Source organism: Streptomyces sp. A0958, assembly GCF_004795035.1.
In the GTDB taxonomy this organism is placed as follows: domain Bacteria; phylum Actinomycetota; class Actinomycetes; order Streptomycetales; family Streptomycetaceae; genus Streptomyces.
This window is the reverse complement of sequence record NZ_SSBK01000025.1, coordinates 82,574-99,904: the sequence shown is the minus strand read 5'-3', so window position 1 is coordinate 99,904 and position 17,331 is coordinate 82,574. Positions and strand designations below refer to the sequence as shown.

General features: G+C 69.3%; 11 protein-coding genes. 3 read left to right on the top strand and 8 right to left on the bottom strand.

The window, feature by feature from the left end; translation table 11 throughout:
• Positions 1-312: 312 nt before the first annotated feature.
• Together E6P78_RS23150 and E6P78_RS23145 are read right to left on the bottom strand one after the other, a co-directional pair.
• Positions 313-636 (bottom strand): transposase, encoded by a 324-nt coding sequence (locus E6P78_RS23150; protein WP_136205552.1) that lies wholly within the window; start codon positions 634-636, stop codon positions 313-315.
• A gap of 39 nt (positions 637-675) precedes the next feature.
• Entirely contained in the window at positions 676-1,386 is a 711-nt protein-coding gene (locus E6P78_RS23145) for a hypothetical protein (protein WP_136205551.1), read from the bottom strand.
• A 1,822-nt stretch (positions 1,387-3,208) separates the two neighbouring features.
• Between E6P78_RS23145 and E6P78_RS23140 the strand changes: the two genes are divergently transcribed.
• Positions 3,209-3,349: a hypothetical protein gene (locus tag E6P78_RS23140; protein WP_240799333.1), complete on the top strand. Its 141-nt coding sequence runs from the start codon at positions 3,209-3,211 to the stop codon at positions 3,347-3,349.
• A 185-nt stretch (positions 3,350-3,534) separates the two neighbouring features.
• On the opposite strand, the gene E6P78_RS23135 is transcribed toward E6P78_RS23140, so the two are convergent.
• The 4 genes from E6P78_RS23135 to E6P78_RS23120 form a co-directional block, all read right to left on the bottom strand.
• The gene (locus E6P78_RS23135; RefSeq protein WP_136205550.1) at positions 3,535-5,025 is read right to left on the bottom strand and encodes a hypothetical protein; all 1,491 of its coding nucleotides are present in this window, start codon (positions 5,023-5,025) and stop codon (positions 3,535-3,537) included.
• A gap of 1,146 nt (positions 5,026-6,171) precedes the next feature.
• On the bottom strand, positions 6,172-10,980 hold the full coding sequence (locus E6P78_RS23130) for a hypothetical protein (RefSeq protein ID WP_136205549.1): 4,809 nt from the start codon (positions 10,978-10,980) through the stop codon (positions 6,172-6,174).
• A gap of 107 nt (positions 10,981-11,087) precedes the next feature.
• Positions 11,088-11,357 (bottom strand): hypothetical protein, encoded by a 270-nt coding sequence (locus E6P78_RS23125; protein WP_136205548.1) that lies wholly within the window; start codon positions 11,355-11,357, stop codon positions 11,088-11,090.
• 616 nt (positions 11,358-11,973) lie between these two features.
• Positions 11,974-12,396: a secondary thiamine-phosphate synthase enzyme YjbQ gene (locus E6P78_RS23120; RefSeq protein ID WP_136205547.1), complete on the bottom strand. Its 423-nt coding sequence runs from the start codon at positions 12,394-12,396 to the stop codon at positions 11,974-11,976.
• A 117-nt stretch (positions 12,397-12,513) separates the two neighbouring features.
• Here E6P78_RS23120 and E6P78_RS23115 point away from each other — a divergent pair, with 117 nt between their 5' ends.
• Complete coding sequence (locus E6P78_RS23115; RefSeq protein ID WP_136205561.1) at positions 12,514-13,659, top strand: NAD(P)-binding domain-containing protein; 1,146 nt, start codon at positions 12,514-12,516, stop codon at positions 13,657-13,659.
• A gap of 59 nt (positions 13,660-13,718) precedes the next feature.
• On the opposite strand, the gene mltG is transcribed toward E6P78_RS23115, so the two are convergent.
• Both mltG and E6P78_RS23105 read right to left on the bottom strand, forming a co-directional pair.
• Positions 13,719-14,567, bottom strand: coding sequence for an endolytic transglycosylase MltG (gene mltG / locus E6P78_RS23110; protein WP_136205546.1), 849 nt, complete (start codon positions 14,565-14,567; stop codon positions 13,719-13,721).
• A 196-nt stretch (positions 14,568-14,763) separates the two neighbouring features.
• Positions 14,764-16,572, bottom strand: coding sequence for an ABC transporter ATP-binding protein (locus E6P78_RS23105; RefSeq protein ID WP_136205545.1), 1,809 nt, complete (start codon positions 16,570-16,572; stop codon positions 14,764-14,766).
• A gap of 192 nt (positions 16,573-16,764) precedes the next feature.
• Between E6P78_RS23105 and E6P78_RS23100 the strand changes: the two genes are divergently transcribed.
• Positions 16,765-17,208 (top strand): MarR family transcriptional regulator, encoded by a 444-nt coding sequence (locus E6P78_RS23100; RefSeq protein ID WP_136205544.1) that lies wholly within the window; start codon positions 16,765-16,767, stop codon positions 17,206-17,208.
• Positions 17,209-17,331 lie beyond the last annotated feature (123 nt).

Here is a 17,331-nt window from a genome sequence, read left to right as displayed (position 1 = left end):
TCGTTCACCAGAAAGGTGCCTTGATCCTCTGCCCGGATACGTCCTCAACACGCGCATCCTTGCAGGTCAACGGCGCCTTTCTGCTGTCAGGGCGTCAGCTCGGACAATTTCGGTGAATAGCCGGGGTCAGCAGTGGTTCGCTCACGCTCGCCTTCCCGATCCCCACCTGACGCCCTTTCAAGGACGCCTTTTCCTCCGACGCTCACCACGACGGTCTTCAGTCAACGCAGCAGGAGGCGGCTTGGAGCCTCCCTCCGCGGGGGCGACTCCGAGGGGCCAAACCCTCATCATCTGTGCAGCACCATCCAGTTGCTACCGACCTACACCGGCAGCCCCTTTCCGTTCAGGACACACGAAGGCGGTCGCTTTTCCCAGAACCGCGATCGTGGCCTCCTGCTCGCGGACCTTCCGCCGCAGCCGGACCAGCTCCTCACGCTCCGCAGTGGTCAGGGCGCTGGCGGGCCCCTCGCCGCGGTCGACCTTCGCCTGCTTCACCCACCCGCGCAGTCCTTCCGGACTCACACCCAGATCCCTCGCGACCTCGGTAACCGTCTTCTCCGAGGACAACGCCAAGGCGACCGCGTCCCGCTTGAACTCGGCCGTGTACCGCTTACTCATGTTGCTCTTCTTGCTCACTATCTGCGACTGCTTCCTCCGGGACCATCCGTCCCAGTATCAAGCTGTCCGGCCGGCAGGGGGAACCTCAGAGTCCTGCATCCACCCGGCAGGCATCCATGCCCGCTTCGCACCGTCCGAGTCGGTGAACGCGAGGCCGCCGTCACCGTCGGTCTGCGCGGTCAGGCCCTCAAGCTGCAGCGGGAAACGCCACTCAGTAGGCGCCTCCTTGTCCTTCAGGACCACGGTCTCCTTGACCGAGGACCCACCCGCGACAAGTTCGAGATCGGATCCCTCACGGAGATCCGCATAGGTGACCGTACTGCCGTCGGCGCGGCCGGCAACCGAGTCAACTCCGTCCACGGCATATCCGACGGACAGCCCGCTGCCCAACGTCATCCGTACCAGCGGATCCACATCGGCGGTACCGGCGAAGGAGATCGGCGCCTGCGTCGACTCCGTTTCCCAACCAGGGTCGCCCTCGCTCATGGAATGCATGCCGCCCACCTGCTCAGGACTCTGCAGCCGCACGAGAGCGGTGTCAATTGCCTGCCAACTGCCGTCTTGAACCAGAAAGTTGACCGGCTCGTCGTAGAAGCGAGTCGTAAGGCTGCCATCGTCATTGAGGTAAGTACGCTGCTGCGCCTGACGCTCGGACTTCAGCTCCCTGCTGCGCTTTGCGCTGAAGCCCTGAGGAACGAACGTGTCAGGGACCTGGACACGCTCCACAGGGCTGGGCTTCGGCGCCTCCGCGGCACTGGGCAGGCGCACGGGACTCGTCCCCTCAGCCGCCGGAAGCTCCCCACGACCCCTCAGCGGGACGGCGCGACCGCCCTTAGCCGAAGCATCCGTGGCATCTGCCGAAGCGGTGTGGCGCCGACCGGCGGCAGTGCCCCACTGCTGGTCCGGGGCGGAGACAGAGTCGGTCGCCAGTCGGTTGGCTGCCAGTGAGACCTGCTGCGTGCCGGCCAGCACGGACACGACGAAGGCAACAGCAACAACAAGCGGACGCGCTGGACGCACAGAATCCCCCACCTCAAACGATCAAGACAGGGGAAAGTTCTAAGGTCTCTCACGAAGAATTCACAAGAGAGTCACATGATTCCAGGTGGCCAAAGTGACTTGATGCACACAATCTCAACCGACAAACTAAGACAAAGCGTCGGGTGAACTCAATAGTGGCCCATCTCCCCTGCGGCTGAAGCCCAAGTCGGTCGGTCGGCGGTTTGACCGCGCCTCATGAGGGTGACGTAGAAACCTAGTTGCGACTCGACCCATGACGCCGAGCCCAGCGCTCGGCCCCGCACCACCTCTGACGCGTCACCTTCCTCCCCGGCGGCGGGCGACCCGTGTGAGCATGAACCGAAATGCCCCCCGGGCGACGGAAAGGGATAGCACGGGTAGGGAGGCAGTGGGCCAGCACCTACAGGTGCTCGGGGAGTCGAGCCTGTCGTACCGCCGAGTACGACCGATGGGCCGACACAGACGGGGTGCCAGCGCGCGACCGGCTCGACATCTTGAGTCTGGACGCGACCGGACACCTGGTCACAGTGGAGCTGAAGCGCGGACGGCCGAACGGAACGTGCACCTCCAGACCATCACCCACGCCACCCTGACATCCCGGTTGGGCCTCGGCGCTCTTGCCGAGGCGCACGGTGACCTTCTGTCACACAGAAGTGGGCCCTCTCCATCGATGCATGCAAGCAGCGCCTGCTCGACCCCGCGGATGAGGGATGGAGCCTGAAGTTGCTCCAGCACCCCCGGAAAGTGGGCACCACAGCCGACTTCCCCAAACAAGTCGCTCACTCCGTGGTCTGGCTGCCGGAGACGAGCCTCGACTTCGACCTCATCCAGGTGGACTGTGGAAGGTAAGGACACTTCGTTGCCGGCTTCACCGACGGACAACTGCCCCCGGAACTTGCCGAGTTCATGCTCGCACCGGTCCCCATCGAAGATCCCTGTTCGACAACGGGCGAACCGGAGAGCTCGCACTGTCGTCCGATCAAGGCCGACTGCCGGCGCGCAGGCCCCGGCCCAGGGCTCGTCGTCTTGACAGGAGCCCGACCTGCCCGTTGACAGGAGCCCGACCTGCCCGGCAAGTCACCTGATACCCCATCAGAACAAGCGCCGAATGTGCGTCACGAGCGTCATTTCAGCATCAAGATGTCGCCCACAAGGATGATCCCCAGCAACCCGTAGACCGGCGAACGCATGTGCACACAGCTCGACTGGTGCGGCCGGGCTCCACTTGCCCACTTCAGTCCTACGGAATCGATGCACTACCCGAGGAATGACAACCGTACCTGCCGGTCCGCGTTGTCCACATTCGTGTCCACCAAACTCCGTTAAGGCAACACCAGCGTATACAGCTACTGCGCGCCGCGCCCAGACGGCTACCGGAGCAGATCCGATCAGCGGGTTCGCCTCGAACCCGGCTCCAAGAACCACCAGGTGCCGATACTGGAGCCTGCCAACTCCTCTGCCTGGCGCCACAGCTGGGCTGCAGAGTTCAGGCCCAAGGTCTCCGTTCAGAAAGCACGGGGATCCGGAGGGGCCTGGCCTCCTGTGGGGAAATCGCGCCCTGGGCCGGAAAGTGAGACAGGGCCGTTTACTCGACACACCCGCAGACACAACCCCTCAGCTGACACCGATCACCGTCGACGCCTCCACCTACCTGGTCCCCCAGCGCCTCGCCAAGGCGTACGAGCGCGGACCGCTGCGGCCCGAGGGCTGAGAGGGGCGGCCGGCGGAGAGCCCTTCACCCGTCTTCCCGCCCGCACTCGCCACCGGGGACGGTCCGACGGAACACGGCAGCGCCCCGCGCAAGGAGGACGAAGACGCTGTCGGCGGCCTCCTCGTGGACCAGGAGGAACCCGTCGGCCTCCTCTCGCGATACCGGCTTGCCCTCTCCCGTTCGCCTCAGCGTTTGAGGAGGGCAGGAATCAGTTGCTCCAGTGACTCGTCCGAGAGCACGCTGTGGTGCGCAAGTTTGTTCCGGGCGTCCCGGAGAGTCCGCAGCCGGCTCCGTCGAGCCGGTGTGAGGGCGAGCTCGCCGGAGACGCAGGCGTACCAGAGCTCCCCCAGTTCGAGCGAGGCACTCCGGGGCGGCCCACCGTCGGGCCCGCGCCCCGTACCGCGGGAGCATGCGAGCAGGAGACTGCTCTCGCCGCGTACGGCCGCGGTGGGAACCAGTCCGGCATAGAAGGCGCGAGCCTCATCTAGCAACGGAAGCAGGACTCTGTTCTGCGCACGCCACAGGTAGCGGTTGAGCCTCGTCCCGCCGTCGGCTGACCCGAACCATACGAGAGGCGACACTCGGATGCGCCCGCACCATCCGTCGGCGGTCCCGGCATCCCAGTGCTTTTGGCCTTCCTGACCGGGCCGGTCTCCGGTCACCGCTTCCCCGAGCGGATCCAAATGCCACCGGCCTGGCGGCGGTTCGTGCGAACGCACCCGGTGCCGTACGGCGAGGAGCGATCCGGGCAGTCCGGCCACCGAGCCGTCCCACGACCCGGTCAGCTCGGTCGCGCAGGCAAGATCGGGGCCACAGATCTCCACCACGGCCTCCCGACGCAGTTCCTCACGGAGCCGCCCGGCCGGACTCACTCCCCCGTTCGGTCCGGCGGCCGAGGCAACGGTCACCGCGGTGTCCAGACGGTCGGTGACGTTCCAGCACCAGACGGCCTTGGCGAAACCCTTGTCGAGGTACGCCGACAGGTCCGGCGGAAGGTCCCGGTGCCGGGCCGCCACCAGCAGTCGCGGTCTGCGCGCGCTCTCGCGGCCGGAATCGCGTGCGAGGTTCTGGAACCTCCGGAGCAGTACCGCGAGCTCCTCCCGCTCCTCGCCGTGCCACGCCTCGATCAGAACCGTGGCTCCTTCCCAGCCCGGGTCGGCGAAAAGAGCGTCCAGCGGGTCGAACGACGTGCCGAGTTCGGCCGCCAGGCGCTGGAGCAGGCTGTCGGCAGTCGTATCGGCCGGCCGGTCGTCCGTCGCGGCAACGCGCACCGGCGGCCCCGTGTCCCACAGGTCGTCCCACGCACCGCTGCCATCCGGCACCGTTTCGGACCCGGCCTGCGGCGGGGGCACCGCATCGTACGCGGTGGCGTCCTGGGCCGGGTTCCGCCCCGGCCCGTCCGCGGCATCCTCCCCCGCAGCCCAGACGTCGGCCCGGCCGCCCGCCCCGGCGGGCTTCGGTGCCGGTACCCGCACCGGGTGCCCCACCGCTCGGTCGAGAAGGCCGAGCAACGTCCGGGCCGTTCCGTCCTGGACGGCGGCGTCCGCGAAGTACCAGACGACACTAAACCCGGTGCACAAGGCACGACTCACGGCGGCCGTCTGCGCCTGGTGCCCGGGCACCGGCGCGCCGAAGGCGCCGGATGGGGCGGCGGCCCGCGAAGGTGCTGCTGTCACCGCTGTTCCTCCGCCGTCACCAGCGCCTGCAGTGCCCGGAAGGTCACCGCGTCGAGCGTCGGACCGGCGACGGTCTCGTCGATCAGTCCCAGGAGATCGGCACGGCCGAGCAGCTGCTCGGCCTCCTCCGTCGTCAGGTCCGCCGCCTCCGCCACGGCCTGTGCCGTGCACAGCGCCTTCCTCTCGCGCAGTTCCCGCTCGTCGAAGAAATACGACCACGCCTTGAGGGCGTCACGGTCCGCACTGGCCAGTCCGACCGCCTCCAGGTGGTCGACCGCTCGTTTCACCTGCTTGCCCGCGTCCCGCACCCGCTCCAGGGCCTGGTCACGGGTGTAGCCTCCGCGACCGACCAAGTGCATGACGCCTTCGACGAGTTCCGGCCAGCCGCCCGTCGCCTCGATGAGGTCGCGCCGTTCCGCGGTGGTCGCGAACGGGCCGTCCGGCCATGCCCGCACGCTGGTGACGTCCCAGCGCCTGGGCCGGAACTGCCGGGCCGCGGACTCGTACGGCATCGGCCCGGTGAGGACGATCGCCCGTCGCCGCGGCAGGCCACCCGGCCCGCCCTGTTCGTCCTTGCTCTCGCCGACGGCACCGGCCCATTCGGAGAGCCGTTCGGTGATCTCTGCGGCCGACGTGGCATCCGATGTCCGCAGGTCGGCGAAGATCACCTGAGGGCTCCTCGTACGACTGGTCACCGCGAGCGCCTCGCCCACGGCGGCCGAGTCACAGCGGTGGAGCGCCCGGCTGTCCCCGAGGTAGTGGGCCAGGGCCTCGCCAATCCGGCCCGAACCCAGCGCTGGCGTGGCGACGATGCCCGAGATCGGGTGCGCGAGAGCCTGGTGCCACTGCTCCTCGGTGAGCGGGCTGACCCGGGCCATGCCGTTCTGGCCCGGGGTGAGCTGGCGGCGGGCCATCCGGGGGTTGTAGTCGAACCGCTGGGTGAAGTCGGTGGTCTCCAGCTCGGCCTTCAGCTCCTCACGAGTGCCGAGCAGATTGACGACGTTGGAGCTGCGCATGGCGTAGCGCCCGCCGTCGAGGGCGATCACCAGGCCGAGCCCCTCCATCTCGTCCAGGTCGACCCTGGTCTCGTCGTAACTAGTAGGAGGGAAGCCCTCGGGCCACGCCTGGTGGGCGGCGTCGAGGAGTTCACGAACCGTGTACCCGTGGGCGTAGCCGTCGTCGAGGCAGCGCAGCGCGAGGACGAGGGTGAGCACCCGGTAGCGGTCCTCCAAGTCGACGGTGAAGCGCAGCCGCTCGGCGATGCGCTTGCGCAAGTCGGGCGAGGCGGCGACCTGCTGGACGTCCCGCTCGGTGATGCGGGCCGGGCTGCCGTCCTGCGCGACGGGCCCGCTTGCGCATCTCCCCGGCGAGGCCGTCGCAGAAGATCTGGATCAGGTTGGGGTGGTAGTTGGTCAGGGCGAGAATGCGCCACACCAGGGCCGGTGTGTCGAAGAACAGTCCGAGCGCGGCGAGCGGTTCCTCCACCAGCTCCATGGCGGCAGTCGGCTGCAACGGGCCGACGAGCACCGGACGTCCGCCGTGTGCGGTGATGGTGTTAGAAAGCCGCTGGAATCGCTGGACCTGCTGAAGACCCGCATAGACAATCTTGAAGTCCCGCTCGGTCTCCTGCATCAGCCGGTGAAGCCGCACCACGGTGGCGAACGTGGCCTCCCCACCGGAGGACGCGGTGGCCCGGGCGTCACTGTTGAGGAAGTTGTCCGCCTCGTCAGCCAAGACGAGGATCCGGCGGCCGGGCACGGCCCGGAGCCAGCGGGCGATCTTCTCGGCGACCACTTCCGCGCCGGCCGTGTCGGAGACCTTGTTCTCCAGGACACCCCTGGCCTTCAGTTCCCGGGCGAGCAGCACCCACAGCTGCTCGGGCCCCTTGCTGTAACCGAGTTCCTGGTTACGGAGGTCCAGATAGAGCGCCACCTTCTCACTCGATCCGTCGGATTCCCCGGGTGCTGCGAAGGTCTCGGCGACCAGACGGAGCAGCGAGGACTTCCCCAGCTGCCGTCCGCCGTAGAGGAAAACACCCCCGTCCCGGTCCGCCACCTCGTTCTGTTCCGTGTGGCGCCCCTTGAACACCTCGGGAGGCACCTGGCCCGGCCGATAGGGCAGGTAGGGCGAGTACGCGGCCCAGGGCAGGGTGACCCGCTGGACGGCGCGGAAGGACCGGGGAGCGCGTGCGGCCGCCCAGCCGACCACAGCGGGGTCGACGACGACCGCCTTCTGACTGTGCGCGAGCGCGGAACGCAGCAGATTGCGCCGGCCCGAGCCACCCAGCGGCTGCAGGTGGAGTACGAGGTGGGCCTCGTGCGCCGCCTCGCCGAGATGGCGCAGCAGGCCGTCGTCGCCACGCTGTTCCTCGGCGATGAGCAACACCTTGTAAACGCCCTTGGCTCCGGAGCCGAGCGCGGCGACGTAGCCAGCCGTCCGCTCCGTCACCGTGGCCCGGACGTTGAGGCGGAGCACGCTCCAGTCCTTGCGTCCACTCTGATCGACCAATCCCACCTCGGCGACGGCGAGCCCGAGCAGCCTGAGCACGTTCTTGACGTGCTTCTGGAACTGGTTCCTGCGGTCACGCGGGTCGGCGAGGCTGTCCCAGGACTCCAGGGCCGGCCCCACCTCCCGCTGGAGGCCGTCGTCACCGGCGTAGTGCTCGGCCCACCAGCGCGCGCTGACACCGCTGTCCGAAGGCTTCGGCGCCTGCTGGTGGTTCACCCCTTCCAGGAACTCGGCGAGTTCGTCCCCGGACCGGGAACGCGTGTCACGCAGCTTCTCCCCCTTGCGCGCGAACGACAGAAGTTCCTCCGCGGTGACCGTCTCGCCTTGGTCGAGCAGCTCAACGATGCGCTCCCGGTCCGTCTCCTCGCACTCCAGCCGGGCCAGTTCGGCGCGAAGCTGCCCGGTCTTCTCCCGCAGCACCTCGCCGAGCTCGTCGACGATGCCCGTCAGGATCGTGAACTGCGCAGCGAAGCAGAGGGTCGCGTCCACCTCGACATCGGTGAGCCTGGCGGCCAGCAAGGCTTCGCGTCGCGGCTGGAGCAGGTTCTCCACGCGGACGCGGTCGAGCATTTCCCGGGCCGCGGCGAGGCGACTCGTCCGGTGGGAACGCCATTTCGCCGTGGAATCGTCCAGCGTCCGCTGCTGGAGATCCAGTTCGGCGGCCACAACCAGATCGGCCGCCGTCCCGGCCTCGGTGGAACGCCGCTCGATGAGCCGCCGCGCCAGGTGCAGGTCACCGCTCTTCAGGAACGTCTCGAAAGCCGCGTCGGGGTCGGGCCGAAGCAGTTTGCGCCACAGCAGGTCCACGGTCCCCCGGGGCGTGAGGTCGGGTTCGTCGACGCCCTTTTCGCGCTTCCAGGACAGACCGTCGACCGCGAGCAGACAGTCGGTGTCGACCTCCAGACCCTCGGGACGGGACACCGGTGTGGCAGCCCCGAGTGGGGCCACGGTGCCGCAGACCCAGTCCAGGAGTACCTTCAGGGCCGCCCCCCCGGGACCGGCCGGCGGCTGTGCGGCGCGTGCTTCGGTAACCGCCTGCGCCAGCTCGTCGTCGGCCCTGCGGATTCCGGTCTGCCCGAGCCGGGACGCGATACGGCGCGCTTCCTCCAGCAGGCCCGCCACCTTGTGGATGTGGGACCGGAGCTTCTCCCGGGCCCCGGAGTGGATCTTCTCCCGCTTCTGCTTCGGCGAACTGTGCTTCCGGTCGGTCTCGTCGATGAGCCGGTCCGGCGATCCCGTGCGTCCGAACCAGGTGTTGAAGCAGTAGTCGAGCTGGTCCGCGCCGCATCGGTTCTCGGCCCAGTCAATGACCGCCGCGAGCGTCGTGCCCAAAGGCCCCGTGGGCTCGCTGAGCGCCTTCAGCACGACGGTGCCGCGTTGCAGGGTGATGGTCCGCTGCGGCAGAGCCTCGGCCTCGGCACGTGCTCTGTCCGCGAGCTCGGTGCGGAGCTCGGCGTCCTGGCCGACGCCTCCGTCAAGAAGTTCGCCGGGACCGAGCATGGCTCCGCCCGCCACCGTCTTCACCAGGGCCTGGACACACCTGTCCCAGGGGGCGGCGAGTTGCGGCGGGTTCCCCATTGCCGTCGAGACCGGGCCGGCCGGCCAGCCTGCCTCCAACCCGGTGCGCAAGGTCGCGGATAGGGCAACCAGGTGTGCATCGTGGTGGGTGGAGGCGTCGGGCAGGAGGTCCACCTCGCGGTTGCTCTGGAGCTCGTTCGCCCTGCCCGGTTCGCCCCGCAGGGTGAAGGCCGCGGCCGCGAAGGCCAGCGCCCGGCGGCATTCCTCCGGTTCGTCGGCCGCCACGCTCAGCCAGTAGGCACCCGCGAAATTCCCTTCCCTGAGCAGGGTCTCGACGGGGGACGGCGCCCGGCCGACACCGGCCTGCCACGTGGAACGGTGCTGCCCGACTGCGGCCGACGTCACCACGCTCTCCCGCACGGCTTCCCCACCGGACCCGAAATCGGGCAGCCGGTCCTTCCGGCCGACGGCAGCGGACTGTGCCCCGGCTTCGGCCGTGTCCGGCTGCTCCCCCTTTCCGGAAGCGACCGGAGCACTGTCCGCTCCGTTCTCTTTTTCAGCGTCCTCGACCTCGACGATATTGGACACGGTCGTCCCCGTCGGCTCCGCGGCGTGCTCGGTGTCGCCGGCCTCCGCCCCGGTCGCCGTGCCACTGTCCGTGGCGACCTCACGGTTCATCGGTTCGTCCGCGGAGGGTGGTTCCCCGACCGTCCGGCCCGCGCCGCCCGACGGCATGCCGGTGGAGTCGTCCACCCGTAAGGTGAACTCAACGCCGGTCTCTTGGCTCTCCGGGATGTCCGAGGGGGCCACCGGGAACACGGCGCCCGAAGCCGCTGTGGATTCCGGGGCCGTAGCGTCCTCCTCTCCCTGATCGGCGTCGGCGGCCGGCCCCGAGAGGACCGTCTCCCGCTCTTCGCCGACCTCCGGCTGCTCCGGACCGCCGCTGCCCGGAGCGGAGCTTTCCGAGGGCTCCACCGCGCTGACGCCAGGGCCGTTCCCGGGCCGCGCCCCACAATCGGCCGAGCCACCGAACTCCTTCAGCCGCTGCTCCAGTTCGGTGACCTTCTTGTCGTACATCGCCAGCAGCGGTTCAAGGATCTCACGCTCCTCCGGGTCCGCCGCACCGTACTGAGACCGGTAGACCTCGGCCGACCTGCATGCCTTCTCCAACTCGGCGCGTGTCCTGTCGCACCGGCTCTCGGCCTCGGCGACCAGGTCCGCCCAGTCGTCATACCCGCCGAGCGCTCCCCAGGGACGGTCGAGACCGGCCGGCCGAGCGCTGAGCCGCCCCACGGTCCGGCGCTCCGCCGCCCAGGCGGAGAGCTCGCGCACGACGGGTTCCTCGTCCGTCTCCCGGCCGACGGCTATGTCCTCCACTGCGTTGCGCAAGGCATCGACCGTACGCTCGCCACTCTCTTTCAGCGCGTCCACGCGCTCGGCCAGCGCCTGGAGCAACACCTCACCGGGCTCGTCCGCCACGGCGCTCGCCGACGCTTCCTCGTATGGCTCCGCAGGCAATTCGGCGGCCTGCCAACAGGGGCCCCACGCCTGGAGTGCCGGTGTGTGACCGGGCTGCCGCTCGTCGAAAGCAAGCCCGAAAAGGGCGAGGCCGGCGAGCTCCGGCGGCAGCGCACGCATCATGCTGACCAGCGTCTCCTCGCCGGGTGCCTCGATCTCTTCGTGGCTGAAACCTCGCGCGCACAACGCTCCCGACGCCCGCACCAGCGCGAATCCGGTGAGATGGCGCAGCAGGCTCTCCGGAGCCTTGCTGGCCCACACCCGCTGAGCACCATTCCGGCCGAGCGTCGGCAACCCATGCACCCGACCGCCCTGCTGTTTGACCCCGACGGCGAAGTCGCGCAGGAACTCGCCGAGCCAGACCTCGTCGAGGTCGGACAGCCAACGGCGAAGCTGAACCAAGTACTTCACTCAGATCACACCTTTCACGCGACACGTCGGATGTCGCGTTTTCGAACAGTACCTACGCCGCACTGAACTTCGACCAAGAGAGACCCGCCGACGGCTCGGCTCCGGGGTCAGCCGTCGTCGCCTTCGTCCTTGCCCACGTCCTCATGGGAGATCTCATTGTCGGGGTAACCCTCACCGATGACCACGGCCTTGCCCGTCGCTCTTTCGATCGCCCTGGCCAGCGCTTCCTGATGAGCTGCGAAGAAGGCATCGGAGTCGTCCCGGGCCGGCAGGACCGGATCGACCAGATGCGTGCGGAGATGATCGGAAACAACGGCCGCCTTCACCTCGGCGTTGCCGGCGACCCTGGGGGAGATACACGGACGGTACTGCGCCACCGATGATCCGGTTGGTACGGGAGCCGAGCGGGGTCTTGTTGACGATGAAGTTGTACCGCCCAGCAGGGATCTGCTCACTCGCGCACCAGGCCGTCGGGAAGATGTGGTGGATGTCCACGGACTCCGCGAAGTACTCAGCGTCCTCGGCCCGCTGGCCGGTACGCCAGTCGGCGCGCGCGCCCTCTTTCATCAGCAGGACGTAGATTCCCATGCAGGCGGTGCTGTTGCGGGTGCGCAGCTTCAGGAGTCGGTCCTCACCGAACCGGGCATCGCGGGCAGTTCGAGGCTCGGAACCGAGACCACGCACCCAGGCTGTGGTCTCGGGAAGGTCGTGGCTGAACCGGGTCTCGGTCGAGCCGCCGTAGAACTCGTCGAAGAGTTGAAGCCGGTTCTGCGTATATGGCCGGCCCAGGCGTTGGAGCAGGGGCCAACCGCGCGCGGTGGGACCGAGGAGCGAGATGGACCCGGCCAGGGCCTCGGTGCTGGTGGCGCGTCGCTGGCATGGTTGCTCCATTCGGCCGCAGCTCTCCCGGATGATCCTGCGCCCAAATGGGCTTCTCGGTTTCGATCACGCAAGTTACGGGAGATTCATGGCCGCGCCCCGGGGCGACCTCGGTCAGCCCAGGAAACTCAACCGGACCTGACGGTTGGCATTGGACACGTTCGTGTCCACCAGGCACACCGACTGCCACGTCCCCAGCTCCAGGCGCCCCGCGATCACCGGCAAGGTCGCGTGCGGGGGTACCAAGGCCGGGACCACGTGGTCGCGGCCGTGGCCGGGGCTGCCGTGGCGGTGCTGCCAACGGTCGTCGGCCGGGAGCAGTGTGTGGAGGGTCGACAGGAGGTCGTCGTCACTGCCCGCGCCGGTCTCCAGGACGGCGATCCCGGCGGTCGCGTGCGGGACGAAGATGTTGAGCAGGCCGTCACGGCCGGCGGCCGCGCTGGAGAGGAACTGCTCGCAGTCGGATGTCAGGTCGGTGACGGTCTCCGTCGAGCCCGTGGTGAGGTGCAGGACGGTGGTGGTGAAGGGAGAAGGCATGGTTCCCATCCTGCCGTCTCCGGGGCCCGATCCTGCTGATCGCGCGTACGCGTCGGTCGCGACTCCGGGAAGTTTCGCGATCCCTCCGCAGTTGTTGGAGGCGTGAACGCTATCGGGATGCGGTCGGTGGACGTCGTGGTGATCGGGGCCGGGCAAGCGGGTCTGTCCGGGGCCTACCACCTGCGCCGCAGCGGCTTGGAGCCCGATCGTGACTTCGTGGTGCTCGACCATGCCCCGGCTCCCGGGGGCGCCTGGCAGTTCCGGTGGCCGTCGCTCACCTACGGCAAGGTGCACGGCATGCACTCGCTGCCGGGGATGGAGCTGACCGGCGCGGACGGCGAGCGACCCTCGTCCGAGGTGATCGGGGAGTACTTCGAGCGGTACGAGCGCACGTTCGGGCTGCGGGTGCACCGGCCGGTCGAGGTGAGCGCCGTACGTCAGGGTGACGGCGGGCGCCTGCTCGTGGAGACCTGCGAGGGTACGTACGCGACGCGTGCCCTGATCAACGCGACCGGGACGTGGGACCGGCCGTTCTGGCCCCGCTACCCCGGGCAGGAGACGTTCCGGGGCCGGCAACTGCATACGGCCGACTATCCGGGACCCTCCGAGTTCGCCGGACAGCGGGTGGTCGTCGTGGGCGGCGGAGCCTCCGGTACGCAGCATCTGATGGAGATCGCCGAGGTGGCGGCCGAGACCTACTGGGTGACCCGTCGGCCGCCGGTCTTCCGGGACGGGCCGTTCGGGGCGGAGCAGGGACGGGCCGCCGTGGCGATGGTGGAGGAGCGGGTACGGCGCGGGTTGCCACCGCAGAGCGTCGTGAGCGTGACCGGGCTGCCCGTCACCGATGCCGTCCGGCGCGCCCGCGAGTCCGGGGTGCTCGACCGGCTGCCGATGTTCGATCGGATCACGCCGGACGGCGTTGCCTGGAACGACGGTCGCAGCGTCGAGGCCGACGTCATCCTCTGGGCGACCGGCTTCCGCGCGGCCGTCGACCATCTCGCCCCGCTGCGGCTGCGTGAGCGCGGCGGCGGCATCCGGGTCGAGGGCACGCAGGCCGTGCGGGACGAGCGCATCCACCTCGTCGGATACGGGCCGTCCGCCAGCACCATCGGCGCCAACCGCGCCGGACGGGCCGCTGCCCGGGCCATCGGAGAGTTGCTGCGGCGGGAAAAGGAACGGGAGCGGGAACAACAGCGGGAAGGCGAGGGGGTGGCGGTGGCGGCTGGGGTGGGGGCCGCTGTTGGGGTCGGCTCGGGGGCGTGAATCTGCCCGTCGGTCGCTGCGAGCGCGCTCCGGCCACCGGCGTCGGCGCCGCTCCCACGTCAGCCCTCTCCCGCGCCCCTGCGGTTGCGGTTGAACTCCGCCACGTTGCGCTGCTGCTCCGCGTAGTCGTCGGTGAAGCGGGTGTCGCCCGGGGCCACCGTCACGAAGTACAGCCAGGGGCCCGGGGTCGGGCTGATCGCCGCTGTCATCGCCTGCTCCCCCGGGTTGCCGATGGGGGTGGGCGGGAGCCCCTTGTGTTCGTAGCTGTTGTAGGGGCTGTCGATCTTGGTGTCGCCGGTGGTGGTGTCCAGCGTGCTGCGGTTCATCGCGTAGTTGAGGGTGGAGTCCATCTGGAGCGGCATTCCGCGGTCGAGCCGGTTGTGGATGACTCGCGCCACCTTGCCCATGTCCGCCTCGGTGTCCGCCTCGGCCTGGACGATGGCGGCGATGGTCACCGTCTGGTACACGGTGACGTCGTTGCGCCGCGCTCCGGCCGTGATGTGCTCCGCGCCGAAGCGTTCGACCGCCGTGTCGACCATGTAGCGCAGCAGGCTCTTCGGGGTCGTCGCGGAGGTGACGGGGTAGGTCGCCGGGAAGAGGTAGCCCTCCGGGTTGCCCTTCGCTTCGGCCGGGAGCGGGAGGTCCGCCGTCGCCGCGGCCTTCGCGGTGGTGCCGGCGGGCTGGTCGAGGGCCTTGTCGACGGCCGCGTAGACCTGCGTGGCCCGCCATCCCTCGGGGATCACCAGGCTGCGGGGCTGCTCGGTGCCGGGTCCCCTCGTCAGCAGGGGGACGAGCACGGCGGCGGCCACCGCGAGAACGAGCACGGCTCCGGTGAACAGCACCAGACGGCCGCGCCGGGTCGGACGGGGTCTGCGGTGAGGCCGGGTTTCCGGGGTCTCATGCGCCATGCGGGCACGCTATCCCGCGCCGGTGCTGGTGCCCGGGACCTCGGTCCTGACGGCACGCCCTCGCACCGCGCGACACGAACAGGGGGTCGGATGTTCGCTGGAACGCGGGCTTCACCCGGCGCCGTCGTTCCCCGTCCCACAGGAGCGGCGGCCCTCGTGTAGGACGGCACCGTCGACCGCCGGGCCCCGGTCGCGGTCAGCCTGCCACCACCGGGGCGAGCTCCGTGTCCCTGCGGACGAGAGCGGCGTACCGCCCGTCCTGCTGGAGCAATTCCTCGTGGGTGCCGCGCTCCGCCGTGCGGCCGCCGTCGAGGACGACGATCTGATCGGCGTCGCGCACGGTGGAGAGCCGGTGGGCGATGGTGATCGTGGTGCGTCCGGCGGAGAGGGAGTCGATCGCCTCCTGCACGGCGAATTCGGTACGGGTGTCCAGCGCGCTCGTCGCCTCGTCGAGGATCAGCACCGGCGGGTCGCGCAGGATCGTGCGTGCGATGGCCAGGCGCTGCTTCTCGCCTCCCGAGAAGCGGTAGCCGCGTTCACCGACGAGGGTGTCGTATCCGTCGGGCAGCGAGGCGATGTGGTCGTGGATCTGTGCCGCGCGGGCCGCCGCCTCGATCTCCTCGTCGGTCGCGTCGGGCTTCGCGAAGCGCAGGTTCTCGGCGACCGAGGCGTGGAAGAGATACGTCTCCTGGGAGACCACGCCGACCGCACGGGCGAGGGTATCGAAGTCGAGCTCGCGCACATCGATCCCGTCGAGCGTCACCCGGCCTCCGGTCACGTCGTAGAGCCGGGGCACGAGGTAGCTGAGCGTGGACTTGCCCGAACCGGTGGGGCCGACGACGGCGAGGCCGGCGCCTGCGGGCACGGTGATGTCGACGCCGCTCAGGGTCGGGCCGCTCGTCTCGTCGTAGCTGAAGTCGACGTTCTCGAAGCGGACCTCGCCGCGGATCTTCTCCAGGCGCACCGGATTCTCCGGTTCGCTGATGTCCACGGTGAGGTCGAGGTATTCAAAGATCCGCTGGAAGAGCGCGAGCGACGTCTGCATCTGCACCCCGGTGGAGAGCAGGCTCACGGCGGGGCGGAACAGGCCCTGCTGGAGCGAGACGAAGGCGACGAGCGTGCCGATCGAGACGTCGGGCCCGCCGGACTGCAGGGCGATGCCCGCGGCCCAGTAGATGACAGCCGGCATGGCGGCCATGACGATGCCTATCGTCGACATCCGCCAGCGCCCGGCCATGCTGGAGCGCACTTCGAGGTCGACCAGGCGTTCGGACTCCTCGGCGAAGCCCTGGGTGAGCGAGTCGGAACGGCCCATCGTGCGGCCGAGCAGAATGCCGCTGACGGAGAGCGACTCGGTGACGGTGGCCGCTATGGCGGCCATCTGCTTCTGGCGCTGCGTGGTGATCTTCTTGCGCTCCCGGCCCACCCGGCGGCTGATCCAGACGAAGACCGGCAGCAGGAGGAGTGAGACGACGGTGAGCCGCCAGTCGAGCGCGAGCATGGCGACGACGGTGGCGATCACAGCGGTGAGGTTGGAGACGAGCGAGGTGGCCGTCGATGTGACGGTCGCCTGCATGCCTCCGATGTCGTTGGCGATGCGGGACTGGACCTCACCCGTGCGGGTCCTGGTGAAGAAGGCGAGCGGCATCCGTTGCAGCTGGGCGTAGACGGCGGTGCGCAGGTCGTGCATGACGCGCTGGCCGACGGTGGTGGAGATGAGGGTCTGCAGCACGCCGAAGACGCTGTTCATCACGGCGGTCAGGATCATGCCGAGAGCGAGCAGCGAGAGCAGCCCGGTCCGCCCCTGCGGGATGGCGGTGTCCAGGATCTCGCGCAGCAGGAACGGCGAGGCGACCGAGACCAGCGACGAGGCGCCGACGAGCAGTCCGACGACGGCGAGGCGGCCGCGGTACGGCCGGAAGAGGCGGAGGATGCGGCGCAGCTCGGCGGGCGGCTGGGCGGCGTCCCTGGGCGGGGGCGTCCACGTGGGTTCGTCGGGTTTCATGGGCTCCTTCGTCGGGCGTGCGGCTGCGAGCGCGGCGGGTGCGGCCGTCCGTGACGGCCGCACGCGTCCGTGGCGTGCGGGGGCAGGGCCGTCCGGGCGCGGGAATCGCGACCCTGACAGTCGAGCCGAATGAGAGCATAGCTCATTGTTACCCCTACTCACAATGAACAAAGTCCTGATAGTGTTCCTCCCATGGAATCCCCCGACCCCGACGGCCTGCTCGCCGAACAACTGCTGCGGCTGACGCGCAGGCTCCAGCGCATTCAGAGCCGCCAGCTGGAGCCGATCGGCATCACGCCCGCGCAGTTCCGGCTGCTGCGCACCGTGGCGCACTACGACGGGCCGCCCCGGATGTCGGATCTCGCGCAGCGCCTCGATGTCGTCCCCCGGGCCGTGACCACATTGGTGGACGCCCTGGAGGCCGGTGGCCGGGTGCGGCGTGTCCCCGATCCGGACAGCCGCAGAGTGGTCCGGATCGAGATCACGGACGAGGGCATCGCCACGCTCCGTTCGCTGCGCGACGCGCGCCGGGCGGCCGCAGAGGAGATCCTGGCCCCATTGACCGCCGATCAGCGCGAGGTGCTCGGCGGTCTGCTGACCGCTCTCGTCAACGGAATGCCGGAGCGCCGCTGCTGACCGGGCACGAGGCACACGGGGCTCAGCGCCGAACCGCCGACCGTCAAGCCGTCAAGCCGTCAAGCCGTCAAGCCGTCAAGCCGTCAAGCCGTCAAGCCGTCAAGCCGCCGAGGATGCCTCACC